General features: G+C 67.3%; 10 protein-coding genes. 6 read left to right on the forward strand and 4 right to left on the reverse strand.

Annotated features, from left to right (window positions below):
* The first annotated feature begins 64 nt into the window (after positions 1-64).
* From C8J46_RS10530 to C8J46_RS10555, 6 genes are all read left to right on the forward strand, one after another.
* On the forward strand, positions 65-289 hold the full coding sequence (locus tag C8J46_RS10530) for a hypothetical protein (RefSeq protein ID WP_132738596.1): 225 nt from the start codon (positions 65-67) through the stop codon (positions 287-289).
* Complete coding sequence (locus tag C8J46_RS10535) at positions 286-2,265, forward strand: sialate O-acetylesterase (protein ID WP_132738599.1); 1,980 nt, start codon at positions 286-288, stop codon at positions 2,263-2,265. Before C8J46_RS10530 ends, C8J46_RS10535 begins: the two co-directional genes overlap by 4 nt.
* 22 nt (positions 2,266-2,287) lie before the next feature.
* Positions 2,288-4,957, forward strand: coding sequence for a glycoside hydrolase family 3 C-terminal domain-containing protein (locus C8J46_RS10540; RefSeq protein ID WP_132738602.1), 2,670 nt, complete (start codon positions 2,288-2,290; stop codon positions 4,955-4,957).
* A gap of 245 nt (positions 4,958-5,202) precedes the next feature.
* The gene (locus C8J46_RS10545) at positions 5,203-6,345 is read left to right on the forward strand and encodes a fumarylacetoacetate hydrolase family protein (protein ID WP_132738604.1); all 1,143 of its coding nucleotides are present in this window, start codon (positions 5,203-5,205) and stop codon (positions 6,343-6,345) included.
* Positions 6,342-7,148 carry an SDR family oxidoreductase gene (locus C8J46_RS10550; protein WP_132738607.1) on the forward strand — a complete coding sequence of 269 codons (807 nt, stop codon included), beginning with the start codon at positions 6,342-6,344 and terminating at the stop codon, positions 7,146-7,148. Before C8J46_RS10545 ends, C8J46_RS10550 begins: the two co-directional genes overlap by 4 nt.
* Positions 7,139-8,059 carry an SMP-30/gluconolactonase/LRE family protein gene (locus C8J46_RS10555; RefSeq protein WP_132738610.1) on the forward strand — a complete coding sequence of 307 codons (921 nt, stop codon included), beginning with the start codon at positions 7,139-7,141 and terminating at the stop codon, positions 8,057-8,059. The genes C8J46_RS10550 and C8J46_RS10555 overlap by 10 nt, the downstream gene beginning before the upstream one ends.
* On the opposite strand, the gene C8J46_RS10560 is transcribed toward C8J46_RS10555, so the two are convergent.
* The 4 genes from C8J46_RS10560 to C8J46_RS10575 all read right to left on the reverse strand — a co-directional run bounded on the left by C8J46_RS10560 (position 8,056) and on the right by C8J46_RS10575 (position 12,905).
* On the reverse strand, positions 8,056-8,352 hold the full coding sequence (locus C8J46_RS10560) for a hypothetical protein (protein WP_165886522.1): 297 nt from the start codon (positions 8,350-8,352) through the stop codon (positions 8,056-8,058). The two genes, C8J46_RS10555 and C8J46_RS10560, sit on opposite strands and share 4 nt — an antisense overlap.
* Before the next feature lie 47 nt (positions 8,353-8,399).
* Positions 8,400-9,833: a sugar porter family MFS transporter gene (locus tag C8J46_RS10565; protein ID WP_132739535.1), complete on the reverse strand. Its 1,434-nt coding sequence runs from the start codon at positions 9,831-9,833 to the stop codon at positions 8,400-8,402.
* 76 nt (positions 9,834-9,909) lie between these two features.
* On the reverse strand, positions 9,910-11,688 hold the full coding sequence (locus C8J46_RS10570; RefSeq protein ID WP_132738615.1) for an IlvD/Edd family dehydratase: 1,779 nt from the start codon (positions 11,686-11,688) through the stop codon (positions 9,910-9,912).
* 134 nt (positions 11,689-11,822) lie between these two features.
* Complete coding sequence (locus tag C8J46_RS10575; protein WP_132738618.1) at positions 11,823-12,905, reverse strand: LacI family DNA-binding transcriptional regulator; 1,083 nt, start codon at positions 12,903-12,905, stop codon at positions 11,823-11,825.
* Between the last annotated feature and the right edge of the window lie 223 nt (positions 12,906-13,128).

A 13,128-nucleotide genomic window follows, 5' to 3' on the forward strand; every position in this document is an offset into this window, starting at 1 on the left:
GAGGGTGAAGACAGTGGCTTACCGATTAGCAATCACAGCTGCGTCGGCTAACGATATCGATAGCGTGGTCGATGCCGCCGAGATCGCGAACACACCGTTCGTCGATTGCACCGGCATGGCGACCCGTCCGATCGGGATGGCTCTCGGTGTGCCGTTCAAAAACTCCGCAAAAATATACGGTCCGAGTGCGATCTCCGGCCGGCTGCGCGGGCTCGTGGCGCTAAGCCAGCAGCCTGCGCCGTGCAGCATGCCCGATCCCGTTCCTCGCAGCGAAGTAGCACACGTATGAAGATTCGTCCGTCGAACGCCCTGCCTGCTGCCTTGCTCGGGATCGCCGTACCGCTCGGCGCAACGCAACTCGGCGCGGCGGCGATGGCGGAAGAGACGCAGATCGCCCCTAGCCTCGATGGACTGATCGGCGACCACGCCGTTATCCAGCGGGACCAGCCGATCGTGCTGCGTGGCACGAGTGAACCGGGCACATCGGTCACGGCCCGGCTTGCGGGGCGCACCTCGACGGTGAAGGCGGATCGCGATGGCCGGTTCGAGCTGCGCCTGAAATCGCTGCCCGCAGGCGGTCCCTATGATCTGAAGGTTGCCGGTAGCACGGGCAGCACGACGGTGCGTGACCTGCTGATCGGCGACGTGTTCCTGTGTTCGGGGCAGAGCAACATGGAGCTGCCGGTCAACGCCGCGCAGGACCTGATCCCCGATGCGCATCCGCCGCTCGACGATAAGTTGCGCCTCGTGACGATCGCCAAGGCGAGCAGCGAGACACCGCTTACGCGGTTTGCGGCGAGGCCGAAGTGGACAGCAGCGGGCGCCGATACCGTTCCAGGCTTCTCGGCAGCGTGCTTCTACATGGTACAGGCCTTGCGGCGCAGCGAAGCCGTGCCGATCGGGGCGATCCATTCCAGCTGGGGCGGATCGCGGATCAGCGCGTGGATGGGCGACGCCGCCCTGCGGTCCGCCGGGATGGCGCGCGAGGCGGACTTGCTCGCGCTGCACGCCAAGGATCCAGTGGCAGCGGAGCGCGGCGCGTCGACGATCTGGGAGGATTGGTGGCGACGCGGTACCGGCGATGCGCCGGGTCGCGAACCGTGGCAGCCCGATGCCGCACTCGACTGGAAGCCGGTGCCGAAGATCGGCAATTTCGAGCAATGGGGCGTGCCCGCGCTCGCCGACTATAACGGCATGGTCTGGTATCAGCGCGTCGTGACGCTGACCGAGGCGCAGGCACGCGGTGCAGCGACGCTGGCGATCGGCATGGTCGACGATGCGGACCGCACCTGGGTCAACGGGATCGGCGTCGGCGGCAACAGCAACGCGGCGCGCGCGCGCGTCTACACGCTGCCGGCGGGCGCGCTGAAGCCGGGACGCAACGTCATCACCGTCAACGACGACGACGTCTATGCCTATGGCGGGATGACCGGTCCGGCGGACACGATGATGCTGACGCTGGCCGACGGCACCCACGTGCCGATCGGCGACGGCTGGCGCTATGCGATCGCCAAGCGCGTGCCGGGCAACGCGCCACGCTCGCCCTGGGACGACATCAACGGCGCGGGGACGCTGTACAACGGCATGATCGCGCCGCTCGAGCCGACCGCGCTCGCCGGGATTGCCTGGTACCAGGGCGAATCCGACACCGGCCTGCCCGGATACGAGACGCGGCTCGCGGCGATGACCCGTGGCTGGCGACAGCAGTTCGGCAAGCCGACGATCCCGCTGGCGATCGCGCAGCTCGCCAATTACGGCACGCCGCCGATCGCGCCGGGCGAGAGCGGCTGGGCCGACGTCCGCGAGGCACAGCGGCTGATGGCCGCGCGCGACGGTCATGCCGGCGTCGCGGTGACGATCGATCTCGGCGATCCGCTCGACATCCATCCAGGCGAGAAGCACGCGGTCGGCCAGCGACTCGCGCGCGTCCTCCGTCCCTTGGTCTATGCCGGACGCGATCCAGTGGGCCCGGGCATCGCCACCGCCGGCCGTACCGCCGATGGCGGCGTGACACTGCGCTTCGCCGGGGTAACGGGATCTCTTCACGCGCAAGCATCGCTCACCGCGATCGGCTTCGAACTCTGCGGACCAACCGCGGGCAGTTGCCGCTATGCGGATGGCCTCGCCCAGGGCGACCGCGTGACGCTAGCGTCAGACGGCAAGCCTGTGGCCCGCGTCCGCTACGCCTGGGCGGACAGCCCGGTCGTCAATCTCGCCGACGACGCGCAACTACCGGTCGGACCGTTCGAAATCCCGCTTCCCTGACGTGACACGAAAGAGAACCGCCATGCGTGCATATCCAATTTTGTGGCGCGGTGGCGTGGCTCTCGCGGCGATCCTGGCAGCGACCGGGCCGATCGGCGCACAGGCCCCTGCCCCTGCGGTCGCGTCGGACGCCGTGGAAGCCGATGCGGACCGGGCCGCGGTGGCGCTGGTCGCCCGACTGACGATCGACGAGAAGATCGCGCAGTTGCTCAACGTCGCGCCGGCGATCCCGCGGCTCGGCATCCCGGCGTATAACTGGTGGACGGAGTCGCTGCACGGCGCGCTAGGGCCCATGCCGACCACCAATTTCCCCGAGCCGATCGGTCTCGCCGCAAGCTTCGATGCGCCGTTGCTGAAATCCGTCGCAGCCGCGATCAGCACCGAGGTGCGTGCGCTGCATACGCTCGGCCGCGCGACCGGGCGGCTGGGGAAGATCGGCACCGGGCTCGATACCTGGTCGCCCAACATCAACATCTTCCGCGATCCGCGCTGGGGCCGCGGGCAGGAAACCTATGGCGAGGATCCTTATCTGACCGCCACGCTTGGCGTTGCGTTTATCGAGGGCATGCAGGGGCCGAACCCGGCTTTGCCCGACGTGATCGGCACGCCAAAGCATTTCGCGGTGCATAGCGGCCCCGAATCGACCCGCCACAGCGCCAACGTGATCGTCTCGCCGCACGACCTCGAGGACACCTATCTGCCCGCGTTCCGCGCCGCGATCGTCGAAGGCAAAGCGGGCTCGATCATGTGCGCGTACAACCGCGTCGACGGCCAGCCGGCGTGCGGCAGCGACCTGCTGCTCAAGGACCATCTACGCGGCGCATGGGGGTTTCGCGGCTATGTCGTGTCCGATTGCGATGCGGTCGTCGACATCTCCGAGCATCACAAATACGCCGCGGATCCGGCGGCAGGCGTCGCAGTCGCGCTGAAAGCAGGCGTCGACAACGAGTGCAACGGCGCGACTCTGTCGGGGACACCGAACCTAGGCGCGCGCTACCAGGAGGCACTGTTCCGCGGGCTGATCGCGCAGGCCGACATCGATCGCGCGCTCGTCCGACTGTTTTCCGCGCGCTATCGCAACGGCGATCTCGCGCATGGGGCTTTGGCGCGCACGCCGACCCCGGTCGCGGCGATCGACACCGCGGAGCACCGCGCGCTGGCGCAGCGTATCGCGGCCGAGAGCCTCGTGCTGCTCAAGAACGACGGCATCCTGCCGCTCAAGCCCGGCGCGCGGATCGCCCTGATCGGTCCGCTCGCGGATGCGACGCGCGTGCTGCGCGGCAATTACTCGTCGTCGCAGAGCGCCCCGCCGATCTCGATCGATGCGGGCTTGCGACAGGTGATGCCGGTGGGACAGGTGACCCTGGTCCCCTTCACCGCGTCGATCACCGATGGCGACCCGGTCCCCGACACCGCCTTCGTCACACCCGATGGCCAGCCGGGCCTGCGGGCCGACTATTTCAACGCGCGCGCGTCGGCGGGCAGCGATCCGGCCAAGGCAACCTACGACACCAAGGCGATCGAGACCCGCACGGAGCGCAACGTCCGGTCCGAAGCCGGGCAATTGAGCACCGTCGGCGAGCGCCACAAGATCGTCTGGACGGGCGCGCTGGTCGCCCCCGAAACCGGCACGTACCGGATCGCGCTGACCGGCGTGACGGGCGCGATCACGCTCGGCAATGATCGCAGCATCGCCGCCACCACCGCATCGCGCTGGGCCGAACCGCTCCACCTGAGCGACGTGGATCTGATCAAGGGCGAGCGCTATCCGCTGCGGCTCGAAGCCGAGTCGAGCGGATCGGGTATCCCCGGCTTGGTCTGGAAGCGCATCACCCGGACACCCGACCGCGATCTGGCCGCGGGGATCGCCGACGCCGACGTGGTGATCGCGGTGGTCGGATTGACCTCCGATCTCGAAGGCGAGGAGATGCCCGTCAAGGTCGACGGGTTCGCAGGCGGGGATCGCACCTCACTGTCGCTGCCCGCCGACCAGATCGCGCTGCTCGAACAGGCGAAGCGCACCGGCAAGCCGCTGATCGTCGTCGCGATGAACGGCAGCGCGATCGACCTGCGTTGGGCGAAAGCCAACGCGTCGGCGATCGTCGAGGCCTGGTATCCGGGACAGTCGGGCGGACGCGCGGTCGCCGAGACGCTGGTCGGCACGACCAATCCCGCCGGGCGCCTCCCCGTCACCTTCTACGGCGACGTTGCCGCGCTGCCCGCGTTCGACGATTACGCGATGACTGGGCGCACCTATCGCTATTATGCGGGCACGCCGGTCTATCCGTTCGGCCACGGGCTTAGCTACACGGCGTTCGGCTATGCACCGCTCCGCCTGGTCCCCGCGCCTGGCGGTGCCGAGCATGGGCTGCGCGTCACGACCGCCGTCCGCAACACCGGCAAGCGGGCGGGCGACGAGGTCGTCCAGCTGTATCTGAATTTCCCCGACACCCCCGGCGTGCCGCGGATCGCACTACGAGGGTATCGCCGTATCACGCTCGCGCCGGGCGAGAGTAAAACCGTGACGTTCGACCTGTCGCCCCGCGACCTGAGCAGCGTCACGCCCGATGGTGTCCGCAAGGTCGCAGCAGGGCGATATCGGGTGAGCGTCGGCGGGGGCCAGCCCGACACCGGCGTCCCCACGCGCTCGGCGAATTTCACCACCGCATCGACGATCGCGCTTCCCCGTTGACCCCCGCGTACACCGCGGCCGAACGCACGTGAAAATGCCGGTCTCACACGCTGCCAGCTTGCAAACGCGGCCAGGATGTCGCTAATGTTACCGCTACCGTTTTCGAACCGCGGAGGAGAGGATGTGTCGACGCCGATGATGCGTTCGTTGGCCGTTGCCCGCGGGTCGACGAGAAGCCCGACCTGATCCTATTCCTGCCCTCCCCCTGCCCCCTTCACCGATACAGACTCGCCGGAGACGTTGCCGTGACATTCGCTTTCGATACCCTCGACGCCCTTGGACCCGATTGGCGCGAGGGGCGCTGGATCGGTCGGATCGACCGCGGCGAAGGACCCAGCCCGGTCATCGTCGCAGGCGGAATCGTGTTCGACATGAGCAAGGTCGCACCGACGGTGGCAGAACTCGTCGGGCGCGACCTGCTCGACGCGAGCGCGGGCGAGGCGATCGGCGATCTCGATACACTGGGGCTGTCCGCCGAGACCCTGCCGCGGTTGCTCAGCCCGATCGACGTCCAGTGCGTCAAGGCGGCGGGCGTTACCTTCGCGGTGTCGGCGCTCGAACGCGTGATCGAGGAACAGGCGCGCGGCGATGCCGGTGCCGCGACCGCGGTGCGTGCGCGTCTCGAGGAGCGGATCGGTGGCGGGCTCGCGCGCGTCGTCCCCGGCACGCCCGAGGCAGCAGCGCTGAAGACCGCGCTGATCGAGGAAGGCCTGTGGTCGCAATATCTCGAGGTCGCGATCGGCCCCGATGCGGAGATCTTCACCAAGGCACCGTCGTTGTCGACGGTCGGCTGGGGCACGCAGATCGGCGTGCGCTCGGATTCGACCTGGAACAATCCCGAGCCCGAGATCGTGTTGCTGGTCGCCCCCGACGGCCGTGCGGTCGGCGCAACGATCGGCAACGACGTCAACCTGCGCGATTTCGAGGGACGCTCGGCGCTGCTGCTCGGCAAGGCAAAGGACAATAACGCGTCCTGCTCGCTCGGCGCGTTCATCCGCTTGTTCGACGAGAGCTTCACGATGGATCACGTCCGCACCGCCGAAGTCGCGCTGCGGATCGAGGGCACCGACGGCTATGTCCTCGACGGCGCGAGCTCGATGAGCCAGATCAGTCGCGATCCTCAGGAACTGGTGCGCCAGGCGCTCAGCGAGCATCAATATCCCGACGGCTTCGTGCTGTTCCTCGGCACGTTGTTTGCACCGACCAAGGATCGCGACGATGCCGGTCGCGGCTTCACGCACAAGCCGGGCGATACCGTTTCGATCGCCACGCCAGGCCTCGGGCGCCTCATCAATACCGTTACCACCTCGAAGGCCGCACCGCCCTGGGAGTTCGGGCTGGTCGCGCTGATGCGCAACCTCGCCGCGCGCGGGCTGTTGTCGGCATGACCTATTCGGAGAACGACGTGCTGCAGAAAACCGCCGGCCGCCACGAAGGCGCCGTCTACCCCTCGCTTCGCAACAAGCGAGTCATCATCACCGGCGGCGGATCGGGCATCGGCGCAGGGCTCGTCGAGGCGTTCGTCGCGCAGGGTGCCAAGGTCGCGTTCGTCGACGTCGCACAGGACGACAGCCGCGCATTGGTCGAGCGACTGACCGACGGTGCGGAGCACGCGCCGAGCTTCCACCCGCTCGACCTGACCGATCTGGATGCGTTGAACACGACGTTCACGGCGATGATCGACGAGCTCGGCGGCGTCGACATCCTGCTCAACAATGCCGCCAATGACGATCGCCACACCGTCGGCGAAGTCACCGCGGATTATTGGGACCAGCGGATGAACGTCAACCTGCGCCACGTGTTCTTCGCGGCACAGGCTGTCGTGCCGTCGATGAAGGCTGCGGGTGGCGGCGCGATCGTCAATTTCGGGTCGATCAGCTGGCATCTCGCGCTCAAGGAACTGATCCTCTACCAGACCGCCAAGGCCGCGATCGAGGGCATGACCCGCAGCCTCGCGCGCGATCTCGGCCGCGACAATATCCGCGTCAACGCGATCGTGCCGGGCAACGTCCAGACCCCGCGTCAGGAGAAATGGTACACCCCCGAGGGCGAGGCGGAGATCGTCGAGGCGCAGTGTCTCGATGGCCGCATCCAGCCGTCCGATATCGCCGCGATGGCGCTGTTTCTTGCGTCGGACGATGCGCGTATGTGCACCGGACATAATTATTGGGTGGATGCAGGATGGCGGTAAACGGCGGTACGAGCGACGGCCTGGGCAGCGGCGTGGAACGCGTCCTGGGTGTCGGTGCGACGCTCGGCGAAGGGCCGTTGTGGCTCGACGATGCGCTGTGGTTCGTCGACATCAAACAGCACAAGGTACACCGCTTCGACCCTGCGACCGGCGATCACCGGACATGGACCGCCCCCGCGCAGGTCGGCTGGGTTCAGCCGATGGCGGATGGCGGCATGCTGGCCGGTTTGCAGACCGGGCTCCACCGGTTCGATCCGGCTGACGGCAGCTTTACGCATCTCCACGCGGTCGAGCCTGACGCGCCGGGCAACCGCCTGAACGATTCGACCGTCGATGCCGCGGGACGGCTCTGGTTCGGGTCGATGGACGATGGCGAGAGTACTGCGTCGGGACTGATCTACCGCGCGGATGCGGACGGTGTCGCGCCGGTGGTCGACGGGATCGTCATCACCAACGGCCCTGCTGTCTCGCCCGACGGGACGACGCTGTATCACTGCGACACGCTGGCCGGCACGATCCACGCCTGCACGATCGGCGACGACGGCAGCCTGCGCGACACGCGCGTCTTCGCAGCGGTCGACGTCGCGACACAGGGGTATCCCGACGGCCCGATCGTCGATGCCGAGGGGCATGTGTGGGTGTCGTTCTACGGCGGCTGGTGCGTGCGGCGCTATGCCCCCGACGGAACCCAGGTCGCCGAGGTCCGGTTGCCGGTCTCGAACGTCACCAAGATCGCGATCGGCGGCGCCGATGGTCGCACCGCCTATGTCACGACCGCGTCCAAGGGATTGAGCGACGAAGATCGCGCGCGACAGCCGCTCGCGGGCGATGTGTTTACGTTCGATGCGGGTGTGGCGGGGCAACCTGCCTATGAGATTACGTCATCGGCGTTTCGACCGCTCGACGCCTAACGTCGCACCGCCAGCATCGCGCCGACCATGCCGCCGATCCAGGCAGATGCGGCGAGTGCGCCACCCACTATGGAAAATGCCGCAAAGGCCATAGCCCCGGCGTCCGTCTCATGCGGCCCCGGCGGCTTTGACACGAAGTAGAACGCGGTCGTCCAGAACACCGCGAGAATCACGACGGCGAGCAGCGACCCGCCGACACCGATCGCTAGTCCCCGCGACCAACCCAGGCGGCGCAGGCCAGACGCCGTGCGTCCGCCTGCAAACCATCCGATGGCGAGAACGAGCAGGAGCATGACGGTGCCAATCATCGCGATAACGCCCTACACGCTCCTTCTCTCGATCAGCCGGTCATATCCTCGAGTTCGCGACCACGCGTCTCGTTGACCAGCGCCTTCACGAAGAAGAACGAGACCGCGGCGAAGAACGCGTAGCCCGCATAGGTCACCGCAAGGCCAGGCGACACCGCTAGCGCGGGGAAGCTGACCGAGATCGCCGCGTTGGCGATCCACTGCGCGAAGCCCGACACCGCCAGACCCGATCCGCGGATCTGGTTCGGGAACATCTCGCCGAGCATCACCCACATCACCGGGCCCCAGCTTGCGTTGAAGAAGATTACGTACAGATTGGCCGCGATCAGCGCGATCATGCCGTTGTGGCCGGGCAGCGATACCGCGCCGTCCGCGCCGGTCACCGCGGTCGAGAACGCATAGGCGACCACCGCCAGCGTCACCGCCATGCCGGCCGAGCCGACCAGCAACAGCGGCTTGCGACCGATCTTGTCGACCGTCGCGATCGTGAACAGGCAGGCCGCGATCGACAGCACGCCAGACAGGATGTTGATCTGCAGCGCGTTGTCCTCGGTGAAGCCGACCGCTTCCCATAGCACTGCGCCGTAATAGAACACGACGTTGATGCCGACGAGCTGCTGGAACACGGCCAGGCCGATGCCCGCCCACAGGATCGGGCGGATCTTGCCGGTGGTCTTGTCGACCAGATCGCTCAGCTTGGGCTTGTGATGATCGGCAGCGAGCGAGCCCCGGATCTCGACGACCTTGCGGTCCGCTTCTTCGCTGCCGAACAGCCGCGTGAGGACGACGTGCGCCTCGGCTTCGCGACCCTTGGCGACCAGGAAGCGCGGGCTTTCCGGGATCACGAGCAGGGCGAAGAAATAGATCGCGGCGGGGATCGCCTGCAGCCAGAACATCCAGCGCCAGGCGGGATAGCCGAGCCAGAAATCCGCGGTCGAGCCGCCGGCATAGCGGGCGAGCGCGAAGTTCGCGACGAACGCGCCGGTCAGGCCGGAGATGATCATGACCTGCTGCACGCTCGACAGGCGGCCGCGGATCGAGGCTGGCGTGACTTCGGAAATGTAGACCGGCGAGATGACACTGGCCGCACCGACGCCAAGACCGCCGATGATCCGCGCGAAGATGAAGATCCCCGATCCGGTCGCGGCACCGGCCAGCAGCGCGCTGAACAGGAACAGGCCGGCGGCGAGCATCATGACGTTGCGACGACCGATCGCGTCGGCCATCCGCCCGGCGCCGAACGCGCCGACCGCCGAGCCGACCAGGATCGCCCCGACATTGACGCCGATCCCCAGCCGACCGAGACCGAACGCCGCCTCCAGGCCCTTTTGCGTGCCGTTGATGACACCCGAATCATAGCCGAACATGAAGCCACCGATCGTCGCCACCGCGACGATCGCGGCGATGAAGCCATGATTGACCGCGGCGCTCCCCTGTAGTCCGGCTCCCGGATCTCCGCTGTGCATATTCGCCATGATGTTCCTCTCCTGTGCGCCGACCGTTGCGGCCTGGTGTCGTCTTTGGGTTTATTCGTCGAACCGGTCAGTGATTATGCCGCGGCGTCCGCGCCGCGATACCGCGGTACTTGACCGCGAAGTCGAGCACCGCGCCATCGGCAAGCTGCCCCGTCTTCTCGCGGTACAGCTCCTCCCACGGCGTGTTGCTCGCTGGCACCGGTGGTGCTGGCTCGCCACGCCGCCGCGCGATCTCGTCATCGTCGACCAGCGCGTCGCACCGCCCTGCTTTCAGGTCGATGCGGATGATGTCGCCGGTCCGCAGCCACGAAAGCCCGCCGCCAACCGCGCTTTCGGGGCTAGCGTTCAGGATCGACGGACTGTCCGACGTCCCCGACTGGCGCCCGTCGCCCAGCGTCGGCAGCGTCATGATGCCGCGCTGGATCAAATGATCGGGCGGCTGCATGTTGACGACCTCGGCCGAGCCCGGCCAGCCGATCGGCCCGGCGCCGCGGATCACGAGGATGCAGTCCTCGTCGATGTCGAGCGCGGGATCGTTGATCCGGTGGTGATAATCGTCCGAGCCCTCGAACACGATCGCGCGCGATTCGAACACGTCCTCGGCGCCCGATCGCTCGAGATAGCGCGCACGAAAGGCGGGCGAGATCACGCTGGTCTTCATGATCGCGACGTCGAACAGATTGCCCGACAGTACCAGGAACCCGGCCTGTTCCTTCAACGGCGTGTCATAGGCGCGGATCACCTCGCGGTCGGTGGCGACGCGGCCGGTGATGTTCTCCGCCAGCGTGCGGCCAGTCACGGTCAGGCAGTCGCCATCGAGCTTGCCCGCCGCCAGCAGTTCGCTCAGCACCGCGGGCACGCCGCCCGCGCGGTGAAAGCGTTCGCCGAGGAAGCGCCCGGCGGGCTGCACATCGACCAGCAGCGGCAGGTCATAGCCATGATCGGACCAGTCGGCGGCGGTGATCTCGATCCCGGCATGCTTCGCCATCGCATGGATGTGCGGCTGCGCGTTCGACGATCCGCCGATCGCGGTCACGACGCGGATCGCGTTGAGGAAACTCTCGCGGCTGAGGATTTGCGACGGCCGCAGATCCTCATACGCCATGTCGACGATCCGCCGCCCGGTCTCGTACGCGAACTGGCCGCGCTCGCGGTAGGGCGCGGGGATCGCCGCGCAGCCGGTCAGCGACAGGCCGAGCGCCTCGGCGACCGCGTTCATCGTCGAGGCGGTGCCCATCGTGTTGCAATGCCCGGCCGACGGCGCACTGTCGGTCGCGCGCTGGAGGAACTCCTCCTCGTCGATCTCGCCCGCCGCCAGCTTGCGCCGCGAGCGCCAGATGACGGTGCCCGATCCAACCAGCTCGCCTTCGTGCCAGCCGTCGAGCATCGGCCCACCCGACAGCACGATCGCGGGGATATCGACGGTCGACGCCGCCATGATCCCCGACGGCGTGGTCTTGTCGCACCCGGTGGTGAGAACGACCGCGTCGATCGGATAGCCGTAGAGCGTCTCGACCAGCCCGAGATAGGCGAGGTTGCGATCGAGCGCCGCGGTCGGCCGGCGACAATTCTCGAAGATCGGATGGACCGGGAATTCCATCGCGATCCCACCCGCGTCGCGGATGCCGTCGCGAACGCGGCGCGCGAGATCGAGATGGATGCGATTGCACGGCGACAGGTCGCTGCCGGTCTGCGCGATGCCGATGATCGGCCGCCCGGAGCGCAACTCCGCAGGCGTCAGGCCATAGTTCATGAATCGTTCGAGATAGAGCGCGGTCATGTCCGAGCGCGCGGGGTCCGCGAACCAGTCACGCGATCGGAAGGGCCGAACCGGTTGCCGTTGCACGCAAAACTCTCCTGTCGAACGATTACCGATCCGTCGGCGTCCATTTATGCTGGTATCGCTACCATCTCCTGTGCCGACGTCAAGCGTGCTCCGCCGACGTCGACACTGCGAATTTCCGTCTTACACCGCGTGGCTCATGCCACGTCCGCGCGCGGACGCCGCCGTGGCGCGGCATCCGACTGGCGACGGATCAGCGTATAATCGAGCAGCCGGTGGCGATCCGCGGGGACGATACCGCTGGGGCGACGAATCGCCGCGACCAGCATCTCGACCGCGATTCGCGCCATGTCCGCGATCGGCTGGTAGATCGTCGTCAACTCGGGCCAGATCGCGGTCGACATGATCGTGTCGTCGAACCCGCACACCGTCAGATCGCCCGGCACATCGAGCCCGCGGCGATGCGCGACCGCGACGGTGGCGGCGGCCATGTCGTCGTTGGACGAGAAGATCGCGGTCGGTGGTTCGGGCAGCGCGAGCAGCGCCTCGGCAGCATCGAGCCCCGACCGATAGGTATAGAGCCCGGACTGGATCAGCGTCTCGTCGACCGCGATCCCGGCCTCCTGCAATGCGGCGCCATAGCCTTCGAGACGGCGCGCGCTCGCCGAGAGATTGGGGTTGCCGGTAATGAAGCCGATCCGGCGATGGCCCAGCGCCATGATGTGCCGCGTCATCGTCAGCGCGGCCTCACGGTCGTCGATCCGCACCGCAAGGACGTCGTCGGACGGACGGCCGCTGGCGACCGACACCGTCGGAATCCGCGCCTCGGCGAGCAATTCGAGGATCGCCTCGGCTTCGCACAGCGGTGGCGGCAGGACGATGCCGTCGATCCCACCCGCGATCAGATGCCGCGTAACCTCGAGCTCATGCTCGCCCAGGTCGCATTTCTCGACGATGATCTGGACGTCGCTGCGCGCCGCCTGGTCGAGACTGCCCAGCAGGAACTCGCTGAGGAAGCCCGCGCTCGGGTTGCTGTAGAGCAGGCCGATCCGCGTCTGCCCTGCCCCGGCCAGGCTGCGCGCCGCAGGGTTGGGCGCATAGTTCAGCGCGGTGATCGCGGCATTGACCGCCTCGCGCGTCACCGGGCGGACGTTGCTCTCGCCGTTGATGACGCGCGAGACGGTCATCGGCGAGACACCGGCGCGGCGGGCGACGTCGCTGATCGTCGGTGCACCGCCGGCGCGGCGTGATGGCTTGGCTGTGGGAAGCGGAGTGGTCATTTGTCCTATCGTTAGCGCAACCGCTCGCCGCATGAAATGGCCGACGACTTTGGACCTTGGTCGTGGTGCCCTGTGCAGCATCGCCCGCGTCCAAGCCGCGGTCGACGCACGGCAACATACTCGGCACAAGTCCCCTTGCCCGCCCCGTACAGACTGTTATGGTAGCGCTATTTCCGCAAATCGACGGAAGTCAGATCTCGTAGAAGATCGCTTGAATTAGGAA

Source organism: Sphingomonas sp. PP-F2F-A104-K0414, assembly GCF_004340945.1.
Classification (GTDB): domain Bacteria; phylum Pseudomonadota; class Alphaproteobacteria; order Sphingomonadales; family Sphingomonadaceae; genus Sphingomonas.